The following is a 23,094-nucleotide window of genomic DNA, read 5'->3' as shown; positions in this document are numbered from 1 at the left end:
GGTGGGCAGTGCGTGCCGACGTCGGGCGGGACCTGGAGGCACAGAAACCCCAAAATCTTCGCACTCGGTCGGCATCCGCCTGATAAACCCCCAAACCCTCGCGTTGGACACGGCCGGATCGGTCCGGGCCGGCGCCTATCGGGGCCGTTGCGCCAATTGCCGCAGATGCCCCACGATCGCCGCGCAGAACACCGCCTCGATGTCGCACTCCTCCTCGACGTGCTGCCAGGCGTCACCCACCCGGAGGTGGTAGCCGGTCGACTCCTCGGCGGTGACCGTGCCGAAGTGCAGGCACTGGAACTCGAGCAGGTGGAAGCGCTCACCGTCGTGGCCGATGTCCAACGAGGCGAGTGGGGTGCCGAGAGTGGCGGAGACCCGCTCCGCGTAGTCGAGCAGCCCATCGCGGTCGACGCCCGCCAGGTCCTGGAAGTCGAAGTCGCCGCTGCCGCTGGCGCGGAAGTCGCCGGGTCGGTTGCGGCGGTACAGCGTGTAGTAGCGCGCGCCCATCCGGAGCACCTTGAAGTCTCCGGCCAGCCCCGGGATCAGCGCCTGCACCAGGAACTTCTGCCGGTGCAGGGAGCGGGGATGGTGATCGCGGCGCAACAGTCGCCGGCCGTGCTCACGAACGGCCTCGCCCCGGTCGGAGGTCTCGCTGAGGGTGCGTGCGGTGCGCAGCAGCTCGCGCCGGTCCGCGGCGCGCGCCACGAACTGCGAGCCGGCGCCGTACGCCGACTTGAGCACCTTCGGCCACGGCCCGGCCAGCTCCGTCGCCGCGAGTTCCTCGTAGGTGCCGAAGGTACGGGTGCCCAGGAGGCGGGCGTCCTCGGGGAAGAGCTGCGCGCGCAGAGCCTCCATCATCGCCTTGTTGTGGTGGGCGCGCAGGTAGCGGTAGCCCGGGATGACCCGCGCTCCGGCGGTCTCCAGGGCCAGCACCAGATCCTCGATCCAGCTCTTGTAGTGCAGCCCGCGGTCCTCGGACGAGGTGTAGAGCACCGGCACCCCCCGCAGATCCGCACTCAGGTCCAGGTCGGAGAACCGGACGACGTCGGGATCGAGGCCCGCGTCGGCGAGGTACCCGGCGATCTTGTCCACGTCCATCGTGCACAGGCCGTGCCGGCTCCGGGCCGTGGAGTAGAACGTGCCCCGGTAGTCGGTCAGGATCAGGATTCTGGTCATCTCGTGCTCTCTGCCTGCGGCGGTCGGGCGCGGTGGCCCCAAACCAGCACAAAAGGTGTAATAAATTCGGGTCGCATCGATAAATAGGCCACTTTGAGGATATTGCTCGATCGGTCGGTTTGTCTGCCTTACCGTGGATGCGCAGTTGACCGGTGGAACCCTAGGAATCGAGGGCGGAATGCTCGGTGCGCTGCGGGGCGTACGGGTGGCACTGCGCGACCGTTTGGCCGCCGCACGGGATCCGGAGGGCTTCGCCCGGTCCCTCGGGGTCGACCTGCGGGGGCGGGTCCGGTTCTACGGTGTCGACCGGGCGATGTTCGGCTCCGAGCCGTGGCTCGTCTCGCTCGGCGACAACGTCTATGTCACGGCCGGCGTCCAGTTCATCACCCACGACGGCGGCACGCTGATCCTCCGTAAGGAGGTGCCCGACCTGGAGTGGACGGCGCCGATCCGCGTCGGCGACGACGTCTACCTCGGCGTACGCACGACCATCCTCGCCGGTGTGACGATCGGCAACCGGTGCGTCGTCGGCGCCGGCTCGGTGGTGACCCGCGACATCCCGGACAACAGCGTCGCGGCCGGGGTGCCGGCCCGCGTCATCCGCACCGTGGACGACTATCTCGAGCGGTTGCGGGCCCGGTCGCTGGGCTGTGGTCACCTGCCGGCGGGCGAGAAGGCCGCCGTGATCCGCCGGATCTACGGAGTCCCGGAACAGGCCGGCGCCGGCCAGGCGGGCGTCTGATGCGGGTGGCGGCGGGGCGGCCGGGTGCCCTTCTCGGCCCGGTGATCGGGGCGTTGGACCGCCTCCTGCGCACGACCTCGCGGGCCCGCCGTGCCGTCCGAGGTCTCGCTCTGGCCCGGCGGTTCGCTGCTCGGGGCGACAACTTCACAGTCGACCCCGACGGGGTCTACACCTGCGAGACGATCGAGGTCGGGCACAACGTGGATCTCGGCTGGCGGCCGGTCCTGATGGCGGCCCGGTCCAGGATCCGGATCGGCGACAACGTCATGTTCGGCCCCGAGGTGACCATCCGGGGCGGCAACCACCGCATCGACCAGGTCGGCGTGCCGATGATCGCGGTCGACAAGGTGCCCGGCGACGACACCCAGGACCGGGGTGTGTCAATCGGCGACGACGTCTGGGTGGGCACCCGGGCGGTGATCCTGCACGGCGTGACCATCGGCCGCGGGGCGGTGATCGGCGCGGGCGCGGTCGTCACGCGCTCGGTGCCGCCGTACGCGGTGGCCGCCGGCAACCCGGCCCGGGTGATCCGCCTGCGCTGGCCGGTGGCGACCATCCAGGCCCACGAGCGGCAGCTCTACCCGGTGGACCGCCGACTGTCCACCACCGAGCTGGCGGCTCTGGCCGACCTGCCGACGCCCGCCCCGAACCCGGCGCCGGTGACGAAGTCGCTGACGACAGGCGTCCAGGCCCGGTAGTCGAAACAGTGGGCCCGCTCGCGGGCCGCGCGGCTCATCGCCGCCCAGGCCCTGTCGTCGAGCCGCAGCGCCCGCTCGATTCCGTCCCGGACGTCATCCGCCCCGCAGCCGGCCAGCACGATCCCCTCGCGGCCGTCCACGACGTAGCGCCGCAGGTCACTTGTGTGGTTGAGCAGCACCGGGCAGCCGGCGGCCAGACTCTCCGGCACCTTGGACGGGAAGCCCGCCTGCGCGTACCCGGCCGGGGGTCGGACCAGGACCGAGAAGTGCGCCCGGCGCAACTCGGCGAGGATCTCGTCACGAGGAACCCAGCCCAGGAAGGTCACCTGGTCGTCGAGGTCGCGGAGTCCGGCGTCGTCCAGGTCGGAGAGGCGGCCCGCCTGTTCCCGGCTGATCCCCGCGATCGCCAGGCGCACCCGGCTCCGGTCGTCGGGCGCGAGGCGGCGGACGCCCTCCAGCACCACGGCCAACTGGTCCTTGGGTCCGGCCGATCCGGCGTAGAGCAGCCGCAGACCACCGGCGAGCGGGGGCGGCGCGGGGTCGGTGTAGTCGGCGCAGTCCACCTGCGGCGGCACCACGAGCGTCGGGCGACCACTGTCGACGAAGCGCCGCCCCAGCGTCTCGGAGATGGCGATGATCCGGTCCGCCAGTCGTCCGGCCAGAAAGGACGCCCACCGGTGTCGGACGAAGTACGGCGTCAGCCACCCCCGGGGAAACTGCGCCCGGTCGTGCCGTTCCAGGACGTCCACAGTCACCGGGCAGCGCACCGTCGCCCGCAGCGCCACCCAGGTGGTCAGGGTGAACAGGCCGGCCGGGAGGTACACGCCGGCCAACTCGTCCGGGCGGACGCCCGCGCGACGCAGCGCGGCCAGCACCCGCAGGGGCCACAGGCGGCGGTGCAGCCAGCGGCCCGGCACCCCGCCGCCGACCACGCGACGGTGCAGCTCGATCAGCCGTACGCCGGGCGGCAGGGGTGGCGCGACAGGTGGGCGCGATCCGTCCTGTGGCCAGTCGTTGACCACCACTGTCACGCCGCCCGCCGGGGTGGCGGACCGGGCGAGGTGCAGCAGACGGTTGGACAGGGCGTCGCCGTGCGGAAACCGGTAGGCGGCAAGCGCCAGCACGTGCGGCGTCGCGGCGGGACGCGAAGCGCGAACGGAGCCCGCGATGGTGGTGGGCTCGCCCACTGTCGTCCCCCTTGGGAGAGCTCAGGTCAATTGGCCGTTATAACCCTTTAGTCTAGGCGGTGCTCCGTGCTCCGCGTGCCGTCACCTCGCACGGCGCGCCGCAGTTGCCGTACATGTGCGGTGAGCGGGCCGAGTCGGTCCGCCGTCGAGCCGCCGTCGGAATGAGAGGCCATGCAGCGTCGCACCGCGCCCGAGCACCGATGCCCTCCGTCGTCGCGCGGAGTCGAGCCGTGACGCGGCCGGTGGTCGTGCAGCACTCGGCCGGAACGCCGGGCACCAACGGTCCGCTGACCGCCGTGCAGCGGGTGCTCTCCTCGCCCCTCGCCGAGCGGTACGAGTTCGTCCGGATGCACCAGCACGCAGGCAACGGCGGCCTGAACGTGTCGCTGCTGCGGGAGTGGGTGCGCCTGCTGCGCCGGGTGCGACCCGCAGTGGTGCACGTGCGGGGGCTGCAGAACGAGGGTTTCCACGGCGTCCTCGCCGCCCGGCTCGCCGGCTGTCCCCGTGTCCTGGTCACCGTGCACGGGACCGTCCGCGACCTGCGTCAGCCCGGTCCCGCCTGGAAGCGCCGCGCGCTCGTGCACGGGGCCGAACCCGCGACGCTTCGGCTGGCCAGCCACGTCGGCGCGGTCTGCGAGTACGCCGCCGGTCGGGACTTCCTGCGCCGCCTGGGCCCGAAGTTCGTCGGAGTGATCCCCAACGGGGTACCGCTGCCGGCGCACCCGCGCGTGGCCCGTGACCGTGTGCGCGCCGACCTGGGGCTGCGGCCCGACGACGTGGCAATGATCGCGGTGTCCCGGTTGACCTGGGAGAAGGGCTTCGGCGTCCTCGCCGACGCGCTGCGGCGCCTGCCGCCGTCCACCGCCGGCAGGCAGTCGACGGCCGCGCGTCGGGTGCTGCTGGTCGCGGGCGACGGACCCGACCGCGCCGGGGTGTCCGCCGCGCTGGCCCACGCCGGCGAGGTGGAGGTACGCCTGCTCGGCAACCGGCTCGACGTGCCCGACCTGCTCGACGCGGCGGACCTCTTCGTCTTCCCGACCCTGCACGAGAACCTCTCCAACGCGTTGTTGGAGGCAATGGCGCACGGGCTGCCGGTGGTCGCGTCGGCGGTGGGCGGCAACGTGGAGGTGCTGCGCTCCGGCGGTGGCCGGCTGGTGCCACCGGGCGACCCGGACGCCCTCGCCGCCGCGCTGGCCCCGCTGCTCGACGACCCCGGCGAACGCGCGCACCTGGGGGAGTTGGGTCGCAAGGTGGTCGCCGAGGGCTACAGCCTCGACGTCATGCTGGGCGCTCTCGACCGCGTCTACCAGCGGGTGCTCGGGGAACGGGCGTGACGCCGCCGCGCGGCCCGCGCGTCACGTTCCTGGGCTTCACCGTGCCCGACGACGTGCTCGCCGAGATCATCGCCCGCGACACCATCATGCCCACGCAGACCCACACCTTCGCCTGGGGTCTGGTCCGCGCTCTGCGGGCCGCCGACTGTCCGGTGCACCTGCTCTCGGCGGCGCCGGTGTCCGCCTGGCCCGGCAACCGGCAGGTCCGTTTCCGGGCCGGCCACTTCCGGCAGGACGAGGTGGACGGTCAACTGCTGGCGTTCGTCAACCTGCTCGGTCTCAAGCACCTGACCCGCTTCGTGGCCGCCTGGCGCACCGGGAGCCGGGCGCTGCGCGACCGGGACGCCGAGGTGCTGCTGGTACACGGGGTGCACTCGCCCTTCCTGTGGTTCGGCGTGCTGCGGGCCCGACGGCGCGGCGTCCGGGTCGTGCCGGTGCTCACCGACCCGCCCGGCGTCGCGCTCCCCACCGACGGCCGCCTGGTCCGGCTGCTGCGCGGGCTCGACGTCGCGCTGGTCCGGGCCGCCCTCGCCCGCTGTTCCGGGGTGATCGCCCTGACCCCCGCGCTCGCCGACGACTTCGCCCCGGGCCGTCCCCGGCTGGTGCTGGAGGGCATCTGGGCCGAGCCGGCCGCCGCCGACGACCAGCCCGCGAGCGCCGGGTCGACACGGGACATCGTCTACGCCGGCGGACTCAGTCGCGCGTACGGCGTCGACCGGCTCGTCGAGGCGTTCCGCGGCCTGCCCGGGGACGACCTGCGGCTGTGCCTGTACGGGCGGGGCGAGCTGGCCGGGTGGCTGCGTGAGCAGGCGGCCGTGGACCGGCGCATCGTGCCGCCCGAGCTGCTGCCCCGGGCGGAGCTGCTGCCCCGGTTGCGTCGCGCCGCCGTGCTGGTGAATCCGCGCCCCGTGAACCAGGACTTCGTCCGCTGGTCGTTCCCGTCGAAGATCATCGAGTATCTCGCCGCGGGCGTGCCTGTGGTGAGCACCCGACTGCCCGGCATCCCGCCCGCGTACGCGCCCTGGCTGTCGTACGCCGAGCCGGACACCGCCGACGGTCTGCGCGCGGCGATCGGCCGGGTGCTGGACCTGCCGGTGGCGCAGGCGCGGGCGCTGGGCGCGGGCGGGGCCCGTTTCGTGCGGGAGACCCGCAGTCCGGCAGCCCAGGGTCGCCGGATGCGCGACTTCCTCGCCGGGTTGACCGGGCAGACCGGGCTGACCGAGCAGCGTGGCGCTCCGGCCGTCGTCGGTGCGACGCTCCCGCAGCGGCCGGACTGACTGCTCATCGGCACCGACGGGCCATTGGGTCGTCGCGGCCGCCCAGGCCGCGAGGCGTGCCCGGAGGGCTCGGACGTCAGCGGGGTCAGCCCCGCCCGCTGGCGGCGGCCTTGCCGAGCAGATCCTCGATCTGGTCCACGCCGACCCGCAACGACATCCGGTCCAGGTAGAGCTGGCGACCCCGACTGCCCATCACCGCCCGCTGCTCGCGCGGCACCTCGGCCGCGGCGACGAACTGGTCGGCAAGCGCCCGCCAGTCGTCCGGCGGGCAGACCAGACCCGCCCCGCCGGCGCTGACCAGGCTGGCGGCGTCGCCGTCGGCCGACATCAGCACCGGCACACCGCAGGCCAGTGCGGCCTGCAACTTCGACGGAACCGTCCCGCGCAACCACGGCAGATCACGCAGCATGACCAACTGGTAGTCGGCGGCGGCGTACAGCTCGGCCATCTCGGCAGCCGGACGGCGGCCGAGGAACCGGACGTTTTCCGCGCCCAGTTCGTCGGCGAGCTGCCGGGCCTGCTCCGCGCCCAGCCCGGTGCCGACGAAGACCAGGTCCACCGCGTCCGGCACGGCCGCCGCCGCGCGGATCGCCACGTCGACGCCCTGCAACAGGCCCAGATTGCCGGCGAACATCACAGTGGTCCTGCCGCGGTGGCCGATCGCCCGGCGGGCCGCGTCGGTGCCGGGCACCGGCCGGAACAGCGCCTCGTCGGTCCAGTTGAACACGGTACGCACCGCACCCGGGTCCACGCCCCGCTCGACCACCTGTTCCGCCATCGCCGGCGCGATCACCGCGATGCCCGCGCAGGAGTGGTAGATCCGGCGCATGGTGGCGGTGAGCAGGCGGTCCAGCGCCCGGCCGGCCACCCCGCTCGGCGCCATCCCGGACGTCGTCACCGACTCCGGCCACAGGTCCTGCACGTGCAGCACTGTCGGTACGCCCCGCAGCAGGCTCAGCAGGCCGGCGGCGGCGTACGAGGTGGGCGGCGGGTGGTAGACGTACAGCGCGTCGACGCCGCGCAGGTGTCGTGGGGCGGCAACGGTGCTGGTGGCCGCGAACGAGAGATAGCTCGCCGCCCGGCGCAGACCGGACCGGTCGTGACTCGGGTACGCCGGCACCCGGCGTACGGTCACACCCCGGTCGGAGGCCCGATGGTTCCACCGCTGCCGCCAGCCGGGATAGGTACGCCCCAGCGGCAGGCTCGGAAAGGTGGTCAGCACCCGGACGTCGTGGCCGCGTCGGGCCAGCTCCGTGGCCAGTTGACCGGGCACGAACGTGCTCTCCGGCGGATACCACTGACTGATCAGTCCGATTCGCATGCCCGGCTCTCCCGTCGACTCGGCCACCCGGGGCACACAACGGACGGACGGCGACGAAAGACACGCGACACGAGGTCCGTTTTGCGTGACTTGCGGGAACAGGGCTCGTTGTCACACTGGTGGGCCGTCGCGGTCACCGCCACCGTGCCGCCGGGCGGGCATCGCGCCGCCGGGCGGCTCGCCAGCCGAGCCGAAACGGGGAGATCGTTGAGAGTAGTGGTGACCGGGGGCGCCGGCTTCATCGGCGCCAACCTGGTGCGGGCGCTCGCCGAGACCCCACAGGTGACCGAGATCGTGGTCGTGGACGACCTCTCCACCGGCCTGCTCGACAACCTGGACGGCCAGCCGGTCCGGCTGCACCGGGGCACCGTGCTCGACCCGGATCTGCTCGACGAGGCGTTCGCGGGCGCGTCCAGCGTCGTGCACCTGGCCGCCCTCGGGTCGGTGCCGCGCTCCATCGACCGGCCGCTGCCCAGCCACCACGCCAACGCCACCGGGACGCTGATGGTGCTGGAGGCGGCCCGCCGCCACCACGTGGGCCAGCTGATCCTCTCGTCCTCCTCGTCGGTCTACGGCACCAATCCGGTACTGCCCCGGCAGGAGGGGCTGCGGCCCATACCGGTCTCGCCGTACGCGGTGTCCAAGCTGGCCGCCGAGGCGTACGCGGTCGCCTACGCGGCCTGCTACGACCTGCCGGTGCTGCCGTTCCGCTTCTTCAACGTCTTCGGCCCACGGCAGGCCGCCCACCACACGTACGCCGCGGTGCTGCCGCGCTTCGTCACCGCCGCGCTCGCCGGCGAGCCGCTGCGGGTGCACGGCGACGGCCTGCAGACCCGCGACTTCACCTTCGTCGGCAGCGTCACCTCGGTGATCGTCGACGCCATCGTGCGCCGGGTATCCACCACGGACGTGGTCAACCTGGCCTTCGGCGTGCGGGTGTCGCTGCTCGACCTGGTGGCCGAGCTGGAGGACATCCTGGGTCGGCCGTTGTCGGTGGTGCACGAGCCGCCGCGCGTGGGCGACGTGCGGGACTCCCAGGCCGACTGTGCCCGCCTGGGGACGCTCTTCCCCGCCGTACGCCCGGTGCCGCTGCGCGCCGGCCTCGAACGCACGGTGGCCTGGATGTCCGATCACGTGCTCGCGGGTCAGTAGGGACGCCGATGTCGTCCGGGGTCGCCGAGCGGACCCGGCGCACCCGTCCACCGGGGGCACACCGCCGCCGCCCCGACCGTGGCCGCCGACTGCTCTCCGGAGTGGCCACCGCGCTGCTGAGCCGGTTGGCCGGGCTCGTCGTGCCGATCGTGCTGGTGCCGGTGACGCTGCCCTACTTCGGCAACGACCTGTACGGCCTGTGGATGGCTGTCGCCGCGCTGGCTGGCATGGCGGCCTTCGCCGATCTGGGGCTGGGCAGCGGGCTGATGACCAAGCTGGCCCCCTGCTACGCCCACGGCGACACCGTCCAGGCTCGTCGCTACGTCTCCAGCGCCTACCTGACCCTGTCGGTGCTCGCGCTCGTCCTCACCGGTCTGCTCTGGACCTGCTCCGGCGCGGTGCCGTGGTCGGCGCTGTTCAACGTGACAGGTCAGGTCACCCCGGAGCAGACCCGGATGATCTCGCTGATCTGTCTCACCGCGTTCGCGCTGAACGTTCCGCTCAGCCTGATCGCCCGGGTCCAGTACGCCTACCAGCAGGTCGGCCGGAGCAACGTCTGGCAGACCACCGGCAGCCTGGCCGCGCTCGGCGCGGTGCTCGGCGTGGTCCGGGCCGGCTGGTCGCCGATCCTGGTGGTGGCCGTCTCGGTCGCCACGCCGCTGCTTGTCAACCTGCTCAACACGCTGTGGTTCTTCGGCCGGCAGGAGCCGCGGATCCGGCCCGCGCCCGGCGCCGTGCGTCTCGACACCGCGGTGGAGCTGACCCGACTCAGCGGGCTGTTCTTCGTGCTCACCGTGGTCATCTCGTTCGCCACCAACGCCGACACGCTGATCATCGCGCATGCGCTCGGCCTCTCCGCGGTGGCCGGCTACGTGGTGCCGGCCAAGCTGCTGTCCCAGCTCGGCCAGCTCGTCGTCCTGGTCAACGTGCCGCTCTGGCCGGCCAACGGCGAGGCCCTGGCACAGGGGCAGGTGGACTGGGTGCGGCGGACCACGCGGCGGATGACAGTGCTGTCCGTGCTCGCCGCCGGCCTGCCCGCGGTGGCGGTGGTGGCCGTCGGCGACCGGCTGTTCGCCGCCTGGCTGCCGGTGCCGATGGGCGGCGACCGGTGGCTGCTCGCCGGCCTGGGCGTCTGGTGGCTGTTGCAGTCGGCGCTCTCGCCCCGGTTCATGGTGCAGAACGCCGGAGGCGTCCTCGTCCCGCAGTTGTGCGGTTGGGGAGCGTTCCTGGTGCTGTCGGTGCTCGGCAAGTGGTTCGCCGCCGACCGGCTCGGCGTTGCCGCCGTGCCCTGGGTGGGCGCCGTCGGGTACGCGCTTACCGTCGCGCCGGCGGCGCTGTACGGATATCGCCGGACGCTGCGGCGCCACCGCGGCCCGGCCGTCGAGGAGGAACTGGTGGACAGTGCACGCTGACGACCATCCCCGCGTGCTCGTGGTGAGCGCGGCCGTGTTCGACCGCTCCACCGGCACCGGCATCACCCTGTCGAACCTGTTCACCGGCTGGCCGGCGGACCGGCTCGCGCAGCTCTACGCCGAGGACCGCGCCCCGGGCCCGGACGCCGTCGGCGCGTTCGCCCGGTTCGCGCCGCGCAACGCGCCTGTGGAGTACCACCTGTTCCGGCAGTGGGAACGCGTCCGCCGGCCGCTGCGGACCGTCCTGAAGGCACCTGTCGACGTGGTGGGTACGCCCAGCCCGGCAGGTGGAACGGTCGCCGTGGCCCAGGTTCCGGCGCCGGGTGCGCTGCGTGTCCACCTGCGTACCCAGCTGCGGGCCTTCGTCGACCTCAGCCCGGTCCGCGTTCCTCCGGACGTCCGTCGGTGGCTGCGTGACCAACGGCCGGACGTGGTCTACACGACGCTGGGAAGCATCCGGATGATGCGCCTCGCGGTCGCCGTCGCGCAGGAGTGCCGGGTGCCGCTGGTCCCGCACTTTATGGACGACTGGCCCACGACGCTCTACACGGGTGGCCAGGTGCTGGGTCTGCCCCGGCTCGCCGTCCGCGCCGGGCTCCGCGACGTTCTGCGGCACTCGTCGTACGGGATGGGGATCAGCGAGGCGATGGCGCGGGAGTTCGCACGCCGCTACGGGTTGCCGTTCGCCGCCTTCGGCAACTGTGTCGACGCCGCCGACTTCGCTGATCCCCGTCAGCCCGCGCCGGATCGGCCGGCGGGGACCCCCGTCGAGCTGGTCTACGTCGGTGGGCTGCACCTGGACCGGTGGCGGTCGCTGCGCCAGGTCGGTGCGGCGGTCGGCCGGCTGGCCGCCCGGGGCACGCCGGCGCGGCTGACCGTGCACGCCCCGGCCGTCGACGTCGGCCGCTACGGTGGCGCGTTCGCCGGGATGCCCGCCGTCCACCTGGGCCGGTCGCTGGCCAGCGGGGAGGTCTCCGGGGTGCTGCGCCGGGCCGACGTGCTGGTGCACGTCGAGTCGTTCGCCGCCGAGCACCGCAGGTACACCCGCTACTCGCTCTCCACCAAGATCCCGCAGTACCTCGCGGCCGGCCGTCCCGTACTCGGGTTCGGCCCGGCCGAGGTGGCGTCGATGGCGCACCTGGCGGCGGCCGACGCCGGTGCGGTGGTCGGACACGACGACCCGGCCGCCCTCGCCGAAGCGCTCGGCCCGCTCTGCGCCGACGCGGAGTTGCGGGCCCGTCTGGGCCGGCGAGGGCTGGCGTACGCGGAGCGTCATCACCGCACCGACCGGGTGGCGGCCCGCTTCGCCCAGGTGCTGCGGGAGGCGGCGGGTCGACCGGCTGGCGCGGCGGTGACGCCCCGACCCGGGCGGGCTGCCGCGTTGGAGGGGTCGGACGTCGGTTGAGGACCCGTCCCGCCGGCGGTGCTACCGGCTGGTCGCCACCGTCCGCCCGCCGACCGTGACGATCGGCGCGACGGTGCTCGGGCGTCGGCGACGGCTGCGGGCGTGCCGCGCGACGATGCCCGCGTGACGTCGCGGGCCCCAGATCCCCGGCAGGACTGTGACAAGCGCGAGCACCAGCCAGAAGGCGAGCGACGTCTCCCACTGGCCGGTCAGCCAGATCGGCAGCATGACCCCGACGCACGCGCAGGCGGTCAGGAGCCCGGCCCGGCCCGTGCGGGCGGTGCCGACGAGCGCCCCGGCCATCGTCGCGAAGTAGAGTGCGACGCCGACCAGACCCAGATCGTTGCCGACGGTGAGCAGTAGGTTGTGCGGGCCGATCTCGAAGGGGTTGGTGCCGATGAACACGCCCGCCCCGGAGCCGGCCAGCGGCGACTCGGACCAGGTCGACAGCGCGTACGGCCAGATCGACAGGCGGCCGGAGATGTCGCCGGTGGGCCGTCCGTAGAGGCCGTCGAGCCAGAGCAGCTCGGCCCTCGGCGCCAGCCCGAACGGCACCAGCGCGACAAGCGCGGCGGCGAAGCCGGCCAGGGTGACCGCTGTCAGTCGGGGCGCGATCCGGGTGGCGAGCGCGACGACGAGACCGAACCCGACGCCGATGGCGGCCCCCCGCGAACCGGTGAGCAGCACGGCGTACCCGAGCAGGACGATCAACGCCAGTGGGGCCAGGCGCAGCAGCGGCCGGTGCGCGCCGGCCGCGGCGAGCACCAGGGCCAGCACCACCCCGGCGGCCAGGGTGTACGCGGTGACGTTCACCTCCTTGCCGGCGACGCCGTACCGCTCGGCGAAGAGCAGCACCTGCCCCTGGGACCGGGCGCCGGTCGCCACCTCGACGGCCACCACCGCGCATCCGCCGAGGAACGTCCAGCCGACCAGCAGCAGGTCCCGCCGTCCCCGCACGACGTGCCGGCAGGCCACGAACAACACGCCTACCGAGATGTAGCGGTAGGCGGCGGGGCCGGTGAGGTCGGTCCGGCTGCTCCAGAGCAGGCTGGCGGCGGCCCAGCCGCCGGTGAGCAGCGCGGCGACGTCGAGAGGGCGCAACCTGGGCAGTCGGCCGGTCAGCACGATCGCGAGGACCGCGAGGAGCGCGCCGTAGTTGAACGACCACCACGGCGGGCGGGCCGCCAGGAAGGCGACCACGCACAGGGCCAGGACGGCGGGCAGGCTGCCGGCAGGTGGGGATGGTGGGGATGCGGGGCGGGCATCCGCCGCCCGGCGGCGTCGACCGATGGCCGGCGCCAGCGGTTCGGTGGTGGCGCGGTAGCGGGGGCCGGTGGTGGGCCCGCTCTCCGTCGGCGCCGCGCTCATCGGCCACGCTCCGACTCAGGGTCCCGCATCGGGCCGGAGAGGTGACCGCGCGGCATGGGACTCCTTCTCTGGAACGACCGGGTGCCACCCCTCCTGGCGGCGGACCCGGGAACGGTCCGCGGCGGCCAGGGCCGGGCAGCGGCACGGGACCGTTTCTATCAGGTAACGGGCCACGAAGAGGTCAATTCATCGCATAAGCGTATGGTCTTTATGGCTCTGATGGGTAATTGCACCCCTTTGCCACTGAACGCGTATCTGCTCCTCAGAGCACTCGTTGACCCGGGTGCCGAATCCGTCGCGGAGTCGAACCTGACCGCCGGAGGCCGGTGCCCCGGAACGTGGCGCGTCGTGCTCCGCCCGGGGGTGGCGGGTGGAAGCCGCCCGTCGGATGACGAACGGGAGAACCAATGAGCGTGATGACCGCGGGTCGCCGGGTGCTGATCACCGGCGGGACCGGATCCTTTGGACAGACCATGGCCCGGCGGTTGCTCGACCGTGACGTCGCCGAGGTGCGGATCCTCAGCCGGGACGAGGCCAAGCAGGACGCCATGCGACGGTCGATAGGCGACGAGCGGGTGCGCTACCACATCGGCGACGTCCGCGACGTCGACACCGTGGTGCGCGCCACCCGGGGCGTCGACTTCGTCTTCCACGCGGCGGCGCTCAAGCAGGTGCCCTCCTGCGAGTTCTTCCCCCTCGAAGCGGTACGCACAAACATCCTCGGCAGCGGCAACGTGGTCGAGGCCGCCGCGTACAACGGGGTCAGCTCGGTGGTCGTCCTCAGCACCGACAAGGCCGTCTACCCGGTGAACGCCATGGGCATGAGCAAGGCGCTGATGGAGAAGGTCGCCCAGGCGTACGCCCGGAACAACCCGAACAGCGCCACCACCGTCTCCTGCGTCCGGTACGGCAACGTGATGTACTCCCGCGGCTCGGTGATCCCGCTGTTCATCGAGCAGATCAAGGCCGGCCGCGCGCCCACCGTCACCGAACCCGCGATGACCCGCTTCCTCATGTCGCTGGCCGACTCGGTCGACCTGGTCGAGCACGCGTTCCACCACGCCCGTCCCGGCGACGTGTTCATCCGCAAGGCCGCCGCCTGCACCATCAGCGACCTCGCCGAGGCGGTCTGCCAGCTCTTCGACGTGCCGTTCAAGCTGGACGTGATAGGTGTACGGCACAGCGAGAAATGGCACGAGACCCTGGCGAGTCGCGAGGAGTTGGCCCAGGCCGAGGACTTCGGCGACTTCTTCCGGGTGCCGCTTGACGCCCGGGACCTCAACTACGCGCTCTACGTCTCCGAGGGCGACCTGGGCGACACCCCCCGCGAGGACTTCAACTCGGCAAACGCCACCCGGCTCGGCGTACCCGAGGTGGTGGAGCTGCTCCGCGCGCTGCCGGAGGTCCGGGCGGAGCTGGCGCTGCGCGATCCGGTGTTGGCGTGCTGAGGCTCGCCCTCACCGGCGGCGGCGGTTTCCTCGGCTGGCACGTGCGCGTCCTGCTGCACGCGCTCGGCTGGCCCGAGCCGACCGTGCTCACCCGCGCCGACCTGGCCGACCCGGCGGTGGTCGCCCGCAGGATCGCCGGGGTGGACCGGGTGCTGCACCTGGCCGGAGTCAACCGCGGCGAGCCCGCCGACGTGGCGGCCGGCAACGTTCAGCTCGCCGCCCAACTCGCCGACGGCCTGCGGGCCTGCCCGCAACCGCCGGCCGGAGTGGTCTTCGCCAATTCGGTCCAGGCCGGCAACGGCACCCCGTACGGCGACGCCAAGGCCACCGCCGCCGGCATCCTCGCCGAAACCGGCGTGGCCCTGGACGACGTGCTACTGCCCAACCTGTACGGCGAACACGGCCGCCCCTGGTACAACTCGGCGGTCGCCACCTTCTGCCGGGTGCTCGCCGAGGGCGGCCGGCCCGAGGTGCACACCGATCGGGAGATGGACCTGGTGCACGTCACCGACGCGGCGGCCCGACTGGCCACAGTGGCGGCGGGCGGCTCCTGGGACCCGGGAATGCCGGCGCTGCGCATCGGGGTCCGCGATCTCGCCGACCAGCTCACCTCGTACGCCGACATCTACCGCACCGGCGAGATCCCGCCGCTGCGTGACAGGCACGACGTACGGCTGTTCAACACGTACCGGTCGCACTGCTTCCCGGCGCACTATCCGCTCGCCCTGCCCCGCCGGGCCGACGCCCGTGGCGCGCTTGTCGAGACGGTCAAGACCCACGGGGGAGCGGGGCAGACGTTCTGCTCGACGACCCTCCCCGGCGTCACCCGCGGTGAGCACTTCCACCTGGCCAAGGTGGAACGGTTCGTGGTGCTGCGCGGCAGCGCCGAGATCAGCCTGCGCCGCGTCGGCGACACCGATGTCCTCCGGTTCCCGGTCAGCGGCGACGAACCGGTCGTCATCGACATGCCGACCATGTGGGCGCACAACATCACCAACACCGGCCCGGACGAGCTGCTCACCCTCTTCTGGACCAACGAGCTGTTCGACCCGCAGCGACCGGACACCTGGCCGGAGCCGGTCGGCGGCGAGCACCGCGTGCCAGCCGGCGTCCGGTGAGCGACAGGCCAAGGGAGACCCCATGACCCGCGTGATGACAGTCGTCGGCACCCGCCCGGAGATCATCCGACTGTCCCGGGTGCTCGCCCGGCTCGACGAGACGGTCGACCACGTGCTGGTGCACACCGGGCAGAACTGGGACAGCAGCCTCTCCGACGTGTTCTTCTCCGAGCTGCGCCTGCGCGAACCGGACCGGTTCCTGCGCGTCGACACGTCCTCGCTGGGCCGGGTGCTCGGCGGGGTACTTGTCGGCATGGAGGCGGCGATCGCCGAGGTGCGGCCGGACGCCCTGCTGGTCCTCGGTGACACCAACAGCTGCATCGCCGCCCTGATGGCCCGCCGGATGCGGGTGCCGGTCTACCACATGGAGGCCGGCAACCGCTGCTTCGACCTCAACGTGCCGGAGGAGACCAACCGCCGGCTGGTCGACCACGTGGCCGACTTCAATCTCGTCTACACCGAACACGCCCGGCGCAACCTGCTCGCCGAGGGTCTGCACCCGCGCCGGATCCTGCACACCGGCTCGCCGATGCGGGAGGTCCTGGAGCACTACCGGGCGCCGATCGCCGGCTCGACGATCCTGCGTCAGCTGGAACTCGACCGAGGCCGGTACTTCCTGGTCAGCGCGCACCGCGAGGAGAACGTGGACCGGCCCGACCGGCTCCAGCGGCTGCTCGACTGTCTCGTGGCCGTCCGCGACAGGTGGGGTTTCCCGGTGCTGGTCTCCACCCACCCCCGCACCCGCAAGCGCCTGGAGGCGCTCGCCCCGGACGCCACCGCCCTGGACGGCATCGCCTTCCACGACCCGTTCGGCCTGCTCGACTACGTACACCTGCAGACCGCGGCGTACTGCACGCTGTCGGACAGCGGGACGATAAGCGAGGAGGCGGCGATCCTCGGCTTCCCCGCGGTGACCCTGCGCGAGTCGATCGAGCGCCCGGAAGCGCTCGACGCCGGTGGCATCATCATGACCGGCCTGGACCCGCAGGGGGTCGTCGAGGCGGTCGAGGTGACGGTGGCCCAGGTCGCCGCCCAGGGCGTGCCCTGTCCGGTCGACTACCAGGTGCCCGACACCTCCCGGCGGGTGGTCGACTTCATCCTCTCCACCGTGCGCCGCCACCACGACTGGGCCGGCATCCGGCACTGACGCGCGGGGGCGGTCGGTGGTCCGGCGGGACCGGCCACCGGCCGCCCGCCGTCGTGCACAGCGCCACTGTGCACGACGCCGTCGTGCGCAGCGCTCAGCGCCGTCGGGCCGCCACGTCCTCCACTATGTCGGCCACCTCCGCCGCGGCCCCCAGGTCGTCGAAGGACGCCAGCACGTGCCGACGGGCCAACCGGCCGCGCAGGCGCAACGTGCCGCCGGCCCAGGCGCGGTACGCCGCGTCGAGCGCGTCCACCAGAGCCGCCGGGTCGGCCGGCGGAACCACCCAACCGGAGCGGTCGGTGACCGCCTCGGGCAGGCCGCCGGCCCCGCTGACGATGCTCGGTACGCCCATCGAACCGGCCTCCACCGCGGCCCCCGGTCCGTCGCAGAGCGACGGGGAGACGCTGACGTCGGCCGCGGCGTAACACGGTCGTACGTCCGGGACGGATTCCACCCAGGTCACAGCCGGATCGTCGGTGACACCGAAGCGATCCCCGAGCTGCCGCCGGTAGCTCTCCCCGGCGGCCGTCCAGCCGCCCCCGACGAGCAGCAGGTGCGCGTCCGGGTGTCGACGGCGAAACGTCCGCCAGGCGGTCAGGAGCACATCGTGACCCTTCACCCCGCGACCGGAGTGGACCAGCCGCTTGGGCGGGTAGACGTAGCTGACCAGCACCGCCAGGAACGCGGACTGGTCGATGCCCAGCTCGGCGCGGAGCTTCGCCCGCTGGTCCGGACCGGTGGCGTCCGGGCTGAACGCGTCGGTGTCCACCCCGTACACGGCGACCGGTCGCCGCTGCGGCGGACAGCCCAGCTCCCCGTACCGGGCGGAGGCGTACCGGCAGCCACACACCACCACGTCGTCGAGCCGCCACAGCATCCGCTCCACCGAGCGGACCAACCGCGACTCCAGGTACGCCGGGCCGGCCACCATGTGCACCCGGCGCACCGGCAGGCCCAGCGTGGCCAGTCGCACCGCGTACGCCGAGGCGATCAGGTGGTACTGCACCACGTCGGAGCGCAGCCGACGCAGCAGCGACCGCAGTCGCAGCAGCCCGATCGGCGCCGACCACCCCAGTGTGAAGTCGTACGGCGACGGCAGCACCTCGACGCCCCGGCGCTCCAACTCGTCGGTCAGCCGGCCGGCGCCCGCGGGCAGCACGACAGTCACCTCGTGGCCGCGATGGCGCAACTCGTCGACCTGGGGCAGCAGCCAGGTCCCGCCCGCGTTGGTCTTGACCAGTACCGCGATCCGTAGCCGGCGCACACCGTGCGGGTGGCCCACGCGTGGGCCACCGGAGGCGCCGATCGCGCTCACCGGGCCGGGACTCCCTTGACGACGACGCCGGCCGGCACGTCCCGAACCACGCAGGCGCCCGCGCCGACTGTGGCGTCGGCCCCGACCCGCAGCCCTTGCAACACCACCGCGCCCGCTCCGATCAACACGCCGTCGCCCAGCCGGCAGTCGCCGGAGACCGCGCCGAGCGGGTTTACCGACACGTGGTCCCCGACCTCGCAGTCGTGTGCCACGGCGCTGTTCTGGTTGAGGTGCACGTGCCGCCCGAGCGTGACGTTCGTGGTGACCCGGGCGCCGGGAAACGCGATGAGGCCCTCGCCGTAGACGGCGTCCGGGCCGACCGTCGCGTCCGGGTGGATCAGCACCGCCGCGGGCAGTCCGTGGGCGGCCACCCGCCGGTCCACCGTCCGCCGGGAGGCCGGGTCCCCGATGCCCAGCGCCAGGTACGTGCCGGCGGGCTGGTCGGCGAGACGAGCAGTACCTCCCAGGTAGGGCACCTCCAGCCGCTGTACCCGCTTCAGGTTGACCTCGCTGGGCCGGTCGTCGACGAAGCCACGGACCCGCCAGACCGGGTCCCCGCCGGTGGCGGCGTTGACGGCCCGGACGATGCCCAGCACCTCCCGGCCGTGGCCTCCGCAGCCGACGACGACGATGTCCAGGCTCACCGGCGACCCGTCGTCGGAGCGTGACCGGTGCCGGCGGTGGCCAGTTCGGACGGGCCGAGGTACTCGCGGGCGGTGGCCACGCCCGGCGCCGTGATGCCCTCGCGGCGCAGCACGATCCGTACCGTGCGGAGCAGGATGCGCAGGTCCAGCGCGAGCGACCGGTGCCTCACGTAACGCACGTCGAGCGCGAACCGTTCCTCCCAGCTCAACGCGTTGCGCCCGTAGACCTGCTGGAGGCCTGTGATGCCGGGTCGGACGTCGTGGCGGCGGAGCTGCTCGGGCGTGTACCGGGTCAGGTACGCCGGCAGCAGCGGACGCGGCCCGACCAGGCTCATCTCGCCGCGCAGCACGTTCCACAGCTGGGGCAGCTCGTCCAGGCTTGTGGTCCGCAGCCACCTGCCGAACGGGGTGAGCCGCTCGCCGTCGTTGGCCGGCGCGCAGTCCTCGCCGCCGACGGTCATCGAGCGGAACTTGACCAGGTCGAACAATCGGCCGTGCCGACCCGGCCGGGCCTGCCGGAACAGCACCGGCCGGCCCATGGTGACAAGCACGGCAAGCGCCACGGCGGTGAGCACCGGGGCTGCCAGCAGCAGACCGGTGGCGGCCAGGAGCACGTCCAGCGCGCGCTTGAGGGCGTCGTAGGGGCGGGTTCCGCTCGTCATCGGTGCTCCTGGAGAAACTCGCTTATCGTCGCGAACACCCGGTCGACCTGGTCGTCGGTGAGCGCGGAGCCGCTGGGCAGGGAGAGGCTGGAGGCGAAGAGGCGGTCGGCTGCCCCGGTCAGGGCGGCCGGCTGGTCGGCGTACACCGGTTGGCGGTGCATCGGTTTCCACATGGGGCGGCTCTCCACGCCGCGGGCGACCAGGTGCTCGGCCAGGTGACCGGCCTGCCAGCCGGCACGTTCGGGCTCGACCACCACGGAGGTCAGCCAGCAGTTGGAGCCGGGGTCGCCGGCGCCGAGGATCCGGGTGCCGGGCACGGTGGCGAAGAGCTGGGCGTACCGGTCCCGCAGCGCCCGCCGTCGGGCGACCATCGCGTCCAGCCGGCTGAGCTGCGCCCGGCCGAGGGCGGCCAGCAGCGTGCTGAGCCGGTAGTTGTAGCCGACGTCGCGGTGCTCGTAGTGCGGCACCGGCTCGCGCGCCTGGGTGGCGAGGTGGCGGGCCCGGGCCACCAGGGCGGGGTCGTCGGAGACGAGCATCCCGCCGGCCGAGGTGGTCATCACCTTGTTGTGGCTGAACGAGTAGATCCCCACCCGGCCGAGGGTGCCGGCGTGTCGGCCCCGGTAGGTGGAGCCGAGGGCCTGTGCCGCGTCCTCGACGACTGGTACGCCGGTCGAGGCGCACAGCGGCAGCAGCCTGTCGTAGTCGGCGCACCGACCGTTGATGTCCACGCTCAGCACGGCGGCGACCCGCCGGCCGGCCTCGGCGAGTCGCCCGAGCAGGTCGGAGAGCAGGTCGACGTCGAGGTTGCCGGTGGCCGCGTCACAGTCGACGAAGACCGGTTCGGCGCCCGTGTAGGTGACCGCGTTGGCGGTGGCGGCGAATGTCAGGGTGGGCACGACCACCACCGAACCGGGTCCGGCTCCGACGGTGAGCAGCGCCAGGTGCAGCGCGGCGGTGCCGGAGGAGAGCCCCAGCGCGTGCCCGACGCCGACCCGCGCGGCGATCTCCCGCTCGAACGCGCCCAACTCCGGGCCCTCGGGGTCGAAGCGGCCGGCGCGGAAGGCGCGCAGCAGGTAGGACTCCTCCAGTTCGCCGACGTCCGGCGGGGAGAGGAAGACCGGGTCGGTGACAGCCGGGCCGCCCCCGCGCGCCTCGGGCGGACGGTGGTGGATGAGATCCACGGACGGCGCCTCCGATCAAAGGTGCTGAAAGACCACAATGGTTGTAGCAGCCGCTATAGCGGTGGATGGGCGGTTTAGCCGATCCTGCTCCGTTTCTACCCGATCGGCCTTCGCGTTCCGACGCCACGGCGCGGCCGGTAGAGTGCTGCCCGCCGCGGTACGTCCACACCAGGGAGAACGAGTGCTGCACCTGAGGGTGATCGTCCCGCCGGATCGGTCTGACCAGGTCGTCGACCTGCTGTCCGCGAACGCCGGGGTGACCCACCTGGCAGTGCTGCCCGGTGTGGCACGGCAGCCGAAGGGCGACCTCGTCCTCTGCGACGTGGTGCGGGAGAGCGCCGACGGGGTGCTGCACGGGCTCCAGCGCATCGGGGTGGACACCAGCGGCGGCATCGCCGCCGACGACGTCGAACTGACCATCTCGGCGGCGGCCGACCGCGCGGCCGAGCGGGCGCCGGGCAGCGGCGCGGACGCGGTGGTCTGGGACGAGATCGCCGCGAAGACCGGTGAGCAGACCGAACTGTCCGGCACCTACCTGGTGCTGATCGTGGTGGCCACCATGATCGCGGGCATCGGTGTGCTGCTGGACCAGCCGATCCTCATCGTCGGGGCGATGGTGGTCGGGCCGGAGTTCGGCCCCCTCGCCGCGCTCTGCGTGGCGCTGCTACGCCGCCGACTGTCGGTGATCGGCCGATCGGTACAGGCCCTGACCGTGGGCTTCCTGGCGGCCATGGTGGCGACAGTGCTGAGCACCTGGGCGCTTACCGCGGCCGGTCTGGTGAGCGAGGAGATGCTGCTCGCCAAGCGGCCCCTCACCGACTTCATCTGGCGACCGGACGCGCTGTCCTGGGTCGTCGGCCTGCTCGCCGGGGTCGCCGGCATGCTCTCGTTGACCTCGAAGAAGTCGGGCAGCCTGGTCGGGGTGCTGATCTCGGTGACCACAGTGCCCGCCGCGGCGAACGTGGCGGTCGCCGCCGCCTACGGCGTGTGGGGCGAGGCCGGCGGCTCGGCCCTCCAGTTGGTGATCAACCTGTGCGCGATAGTCCTGGCCGGGCTGCTCACGCTTCTGGTGCAGCAGCTCTGGTGGTGGAACCTGGGTCGTCGGTCCCGTCGTCAAGCAACCGGGTGAGCAGCGTCCGCAGCGGGATCGACTCGCCGTCGCGCCCTCCCGCCCCGACGACAAGCGGCGCCGGGCTGGGCTGCGGGTCGACGCCGAACAACCGGGCCCGCAGGCCACCCGGCACGGTCAGCAGGTGGAACCGACCGGCCGTGTCCACCGCCCGGGTCCCGGCCCGGTCGACGTACCAGCCGGTCAACCGGGTCCGGTAGCGACCGCGTCCGTCGTAGCCCCGGGCGACCAGCCGCGTGGTGGGCAGACCCCGCCGGGTCGCCTCGGCCACGAACCAGGCCACCAACTCCGCCGCCTGCGCCTGCTCGGCGGCCCGCCGCCGCGCCTCCGCGTCGGCGTGCGCCCGCACCGCCCGCTGCTGCCGCTCCCGCCACTCGCGGCCGTCGCCCTCACCCACGAGCCGACGGTACGCGACGCGACTCAGTCGAGCACGGCCCGCAGGGTGTGCCGGGCGATGCCCGCCATCACCGGGTTCGTCTCGACGTAGTACGGCAACGCGTTGATCGCCTGCGCCAGGGCCCACCCGCGCCCCCGCTCCCAGGTGGCGTCGTCCACACCCAACGCCCGCCGGTACGTCTCCCGCGACCCCGTTTCGAGCAGGTTCCACGCCGGCATCAGATCCACCGCCGGGTCGCCCACTCCGACCGTGCCGAGGTCGATGACCGCCACCAGTCGACCGTCGCGAACCAGCAGGTTGCCCGGCATCAGGTCGGCGTGGATCCACACGTCGGGGCCATCGCGGCGGACATCCCGGCACCGGCCCCACAGCTCGGCCAGCGCGGCGGTGTCGGTCAGTTCGCCGCTGACGGCCAGGGCTGCCCGCACGTCCGCGTCCTGGTCGGCGAGGGGACCGCCCCGACCGGTTCCCGGCCAGGACCGCCCGCCGGTGTCGATGCCGCGCAGGGCCACCACGACGGCGGCCAGGTCACTGGCGAACATGTCCGAATCGCCGACCCGGTCGAGCTGCGCCGTCGTACCGGGAATCCAGCGGTACGCCGCCCACGGCCCGGGGTACCCGTCGCCCGGCTCGCCCAGGCCGAGCGGCTCGGGCACCGCGACCGGCAGGTGCGCGGCGAGCAGCACTGCGTACTCCTGCTCCCGCGCCAGTTCCGCGCGCAGGTCGGCATCGGCCTCGGGGCGCAGCGGGAACCGCAGCACGACCTCCGCCCCGACCCGGAACAGGGCGTGCACGGTGCCCCCCGAGGGGAGCGGGCGGATGGGCAGGCCCCGCCAGTGGGGAAACTGCGCGGCCACCAGCCCGGCGACCACGTCCACGGGCACGTCCACCTGGTCGGCATGCATCCTCACCGCGAGATCATCACTCCGGCGCCCACCCCCGCGCGAGCCGATTTCCGGCCGCCGCGCCGCGCTCCCGCGC

The 23,094-nt window shown here is 73.1% G+C and carries 20 protein-coding genes and 1 pseudogene; 11 read left to right on the top strand and 10 right to left on the bottom strand.

What is annotated here, in order from left to right; all coding sequences use genetic code 11:
- Positions 1–135 precede the first annotated feature (135 nt).
- Entirely contained in the window at positions 136–1,176 is a 1,041-nt protein-coding gene (locus ACLQ26_RS05695; RefSeq protein WP_425743409.1) for a hypothetical protein, read from the bottom strand.
- A gap of 145 nt (positions 1,177–1,321) precedes the next feature.
- On the opposite strand from ACLQ26_RS05695, the gene ACLQ26_RS05690 reads away from it, so the two are divergent.
- Entirely contained in the window at positions 1,322–1,918 is a 597-nt protein-coding gene (locus ACLQ26_RS05690) for an acyltransferase (protein WP_363687645.1), read from the top strand.
- Positions 1,918–2,616 (top strand): acyltransferase, encoded by a 699-nt coding sequence (locus tag ACLQ26_RS05685; protein ID WP_425743408.1) that lies wholly within the window; start codon positions 1,918–1,920, stop codon positions 2,614–2,616. The genes ACLQ26_RS05690 and ACLQ26_RS05685 overlap by 1 nt, the downstream gene beginning before the upstream one ends.
- A 20-nt stretch (positions 2,617–2,636) precedes the next feature.
- Here the strand turns inward: ACLQ26_RS05685 and ACLQ26_RS05680 are convergent.
- Positions 2,637–3,179: pseudogene (locus ACLQ26_RS05680) on the bottom strand (glycosyltransferase); the annotation flags it as partial.
- Positions 3,180–4,033: 854 nt separating this feature from the next.
- On the opposite strand from ACLQ26_RS05680, the gene ACLQ26_RS05675 reads away from it, so the two are divergent.
- Both ACLQ26_RS05675 and ACLQ26_RS05670 read left to right on the top strand, forming a co-directional pair.
- A complete protein-coding gene (locus ACLQ26_RS05675) occupies positions 4,034–5,137 on the top strand; it encodes a glycosyltransferase family 4 protein (protein ID WP_425743407.1) in 1,104 nt (367 codons plus the stop codon).
- The gene (locus ACLQ26_RS05670; RefSeq protein ID WP_425743406.1) at positions 5,134–6,414 is read left to right on the top strand and encodes a glycosyltransferase; all 1,281 of its coding nucleotides are present in this window, start codon (positions 5,134–5,136) and stop codon (positions 6,412–6,414) included. The genes ACLQ26_RS05675 and ACLQ26_RS05670 overlap by 4 nt, the downstream gene beginning before the upstream one ends.
- An 85-nt stretch (positions 6,415–6,499) precedes the next feature.
- On the opposite strand, the gene ACLQ26_RS05665 is transcribed toward ACLQ26_RS05670, so the two are convergent.
- Positions 6,500–7,735, bottom strand: coding sequence for a glycosyltransferase family 4 protein (locus ACLQ26_RS05665; protein WP_425743405.1), 1,236 nt, complete (start codon positions 7,733–7,735; stop codon positions 6,500–6,502).
- A 216-nt stretch (positions 7,736–7,951) separates the two neighbouring features.
- On the opposite strand from ACLQ26_RS05665, the gene ACLQ26_RS05660 reads away from it, so the two are divergent.
- Genes ACLQ26_RS05660 through ACLQ26_RS05650 form a run of 3 tightly spaced genes read left to right on the top strand, consistent with a single transcriptional unit; the run spans position 7,952 to position 11,704 of the window.
- Positions 7,952–8,887 carry an NAD-dependent epimerase/dehydratase family protein gene (locus tag ACLQ26_RS05660; protein WP_425743779.1) on the top strand — a complete coding sequence of 312 codons (936 nt, stop codon included), beginning with the start codon at positions 7,952–7,954 and terminating at the stop codon, positions 8,885–8,887.
- An 8-nt stretch (positions 8,888–8,895) separates the two neighbouring features.
- Positions 8,896–10,299 (top strand): lipopolysaccharide biosynthesis protein, encoded by a 1,404-nt coding sequence (locus tag ACLQ26_RS05655; protein WP_425743404.1) that lies wholly within the window; start codon positions 8,896–8,898, stop codon positions 10,297–10,299.
- A gap of 13 nt (positions 10,300–10,312) precedes the next feature.
- Complete coding sequence (locus ACLQ26_RS05650; protein WP_425743403.1) at positions 10,313–11,704, top strand: glycosyltransferase; 1,392 nt, start codon at positions 10,313–10,315, stop codon at positions 11,702–11,704.
- Positions 11,705–11,725: 21 nt separating this feature from the next.
- Here the strand turns inward: ACLQ26_RS05650 and ACLQ26_RS05645 are convergent, their stop codons facing one another.
- Positions 11,726–13,072 carry an O-antigen ligase family protein gene (locus ACLQ26_RS05645; RefSeq protein ID WP_425743402.1) on the bottom strand — a complete coding sequence of 449 codons (1,347 nt, stop codon included), beginning with the start codon at positions 13,070–13,072 and terminating at the stop codon, positions 11,726–11,728.
- Positions 13,073–13,479: 407 nt separating this feature from the next.
- Between ACLQ26_RS05645 and ACLQ26_RS05640 the strand changes: the two genes are divergently transcribed.
- From ACLQ26_RS05640 to wecB, 3 genes are read left to right on the top strand one after another with little or no spacing between them, the layout of a single operon-like run.
- Positions 13,480–14,520 carry a polysaccharide biosynthesis protein gene (locus ACLQ26_RS05640; RefSeq protein ID WP_425743401.1) on the top strand — a complete coding sequence of 347 codons (1,041 nt, stop codon included), beginning with the start codon at positions 13,480–13,482 and terminating at the stop codon, positions 14,518–14,520.
- Entirely contained in the window at positions 14,514–15,638 is a 1,125-nt protein-coding gene (locus ACLQ26_RS05635) for an NAD-dependent epimerase/dehydratase family protein (RefSeq protein WP_425743400.1), read from the top strand. The genes ACLQ26_RS05640 and ACLQ26_RS05635 overlap by 7 nt, the downstream gene beginning before the upstream one ends.
- A 22-nt stretch (positions 15,639–15,660) precedes the next feature.
- Positions 15,661–16,785 (top strand): non-hydrolyzing UDP-N-acetylglucosamine 2-epimerase, encoded by a 1,125-nt coding sequence (gene wecB / locus ACLQ26_RS05630; protein WP_425743399.1) that lies wholly within the window; start codon positions 15,661–15,663, stop codon positions 16,783–16,785.
- Positions 16,786–16,879: 94 nt separating this feature from the next.
- Here wecB and ACLQ26_RS05625 read toward each other — a convergent pair whose 3' ends face one another.
- Genes ACLQ26_RS05625 through ACLQ26_RS05610 form a run of 4 tightly spaced genes read right to left on the bottom strand, consistent with a single transcriptional unit; the run spans position 16,880 to position 20,587 of the window.
- Positions 16,880–18,100, bottom strand: a complete 1,221-nt coding sequence (locus ACLQ26_RS05625; RefSeq protein WP_425743398.1) for a glycosyltransferase — start codon at positions 18,098–18,100, stop codon at positions 16,880–16,882.
- Complete coding sequence (locus ACLQ26_RS05620; protein ID WP_425743397.1) at positions 18,097–18,744, bottom strand: acetyltransferase; 648 nt, start codon at positions 18,742–18,744, stop codon at positions 18,097–18,099. The genes ACLQ26_RS05625 and ACLQ26_RS05620 overlap by 4 nt, the downstream gene beginning before the upstream one ends.
- The gene (locus ACLQ26_RS05615) at positions 18,741–19,406 is read right to left on the bottom strand and encodes a sugar transferase (RefSeq protein ID WP_425743396.1); all 666 of its coding nucleotides are present in this window, start codon (positions 19,404–19,406) and stop codon (positions 18,741–18,743) included. The genes ACLQ26_RS05620 and ACLQ26_RS05615 overlap by 4 nt, the downstream gene beginning before the upstream one ends.
- Positions 19,403–20,587, bottom strand: a complete 1,185-nt coding sequence (locus tag ACLQ26_RS05610; RefSeq protein ID WP_425743395.1) for a DegT/DnrJ/EryC1/StrS family aminotransferase — start codon at positions 20,585–20,587, stop codon at positions 19,403–19,405. The genes ACLQ26_RS05615 and ACLQ26_RS05610 overlap by 4 nt, the downstream gene beginning before the upstream one ends.
- Positions 20,588–20,768: 181 nt before the next feature.
- Between ACLQ26_RS05610 and ACLQ26_RS05605 the strand changes: the two genes are divergently transcribed.
- The gene (locus tag ACLQ26_RS05605; protein WP_425743394.1) at positions 20,769–21,716 is read left to right on the top strand and encodes a DUF389 domain-containing protein; all 948 of its coding nucleotides are present in this window, start codon (positions 20,769–20,771) and stop codon (positions 21,714–21,716) included.
- Here ACLQ26_RS05605 and ACLQ26_RS05600 read toward each other — a convergent pair.
- Together ACLQ26_RS05600 and ACLQ26_RS05595 are read right to left on the bottom strand one after the other, a co-directional pair.
- Complete coding sequence (locus ACLQ26_RS05600; RefSeq protein WP_425743393.1) at positions 21,646–22,113, bottom strand: hypothetical protein; 468 nt, start codon at positions 22,111–22,113, stop codon at positions 21,646–21,648. The genes ACLQ26_RS05605 and ACLQ26_RS05600 overlap by 71 nt on opposite strands.
- A gap of 23 nt (positions 22,114–22,136) precedes the next feature.
- Positions 22,137–23,018 (bottom strand): aminoglycoside phosphotransferase family protein, encoded by an 882-nt coding sequence (locus tag ACLQ26_RS05595; protein ID WP_425743778.1) that lies wholly within the window; start codon positions 23,016–23,018, stop codon positions 22,137–22,139.
- Between the last annotated feature and the right edge of the window lie 76 nt (positions 23,019–23,094).

It is taken from the genome of Micromonospora sp. DT43 (genome assembly GCF_049841645.1).
Lineage (GTDB): Bacteria > Actinomycetota > Actinomycetes > Mycobacteriales > Micromonosporaceae > Micromonospora.
The sequence above is the reverse complement of the archived record's forward strand: the minus strand, read 5'-3'. Positions and strand labels throughout refer to the sequence as shown.

Bases quoted from the DNA above. Each gene is read 5' to 3' on its own strand.
- ACLQ26_RS05645 (WP_425743402.1), bottom strand. From the start codon at position 13,072: ATGAGCGCGGCGCCGACGGAGAGCGGGCCCACCACCGGCCCCCGCTAC.
- wecB (WP_425743399.1), top strand. From the start codon at position 15,661: ATGACCCGCGTGATGACAGTCGTCGGCACCCGCCCGGAGATCATCCGA.
- ACLQ26_RS05665 (WP_425743405.1), bottom strand. From the start codon at position 7,735: ATGCGAATCGGACTGATCAGTCAGTGGTATCCGCCGGAGAGCACGTTC.
- ACLQ26_RS05695 (WP_425743409.1), bottom strand. From the start codon at position 1,176: ATGACCAGAATCCTGATCCTGACCGACTACCGGGGCACGTTCTACTCC.
- ACLQ26_RS05595 (WP_425743778.1), bottom strand. From the start codon at position 23,018: ATGCATGCCGACCAGGTGGACGTGCCCGTGGACGTGGTCGCCGGGCTG.
- ACLQ26_RS05640 (WP_425743401.1), top strand. From the start codon at position 13,480: ATGAGCGTGATGACCGCGGGTCGCCGGGTGCTGATCACCGGCGGGACC.
- ACLQ26_RS05685 (WP_425743408.1), top strand. From the start codon at position 1,918: ATGCGGGTGGCGGCGGGGCGGCCGGGTGCCCTTCTCGGCCCGGTGATC.
- ACLQ26_RS05615 (WP_425743396.1), bottom strand. From the start codon at position 19,406: ATGACGAGCGGAACCCGCCCCTACGACGCCCTCAAGCGCGCGCTGGAC.
- ACLQ26_RS05655 (WP_425743404.1), top strand. From the start codon at position 8,896: ATGTCGTCCGGGGTCGCCGAGCGGACCCGGCGCACCCGTCCACCGGGG.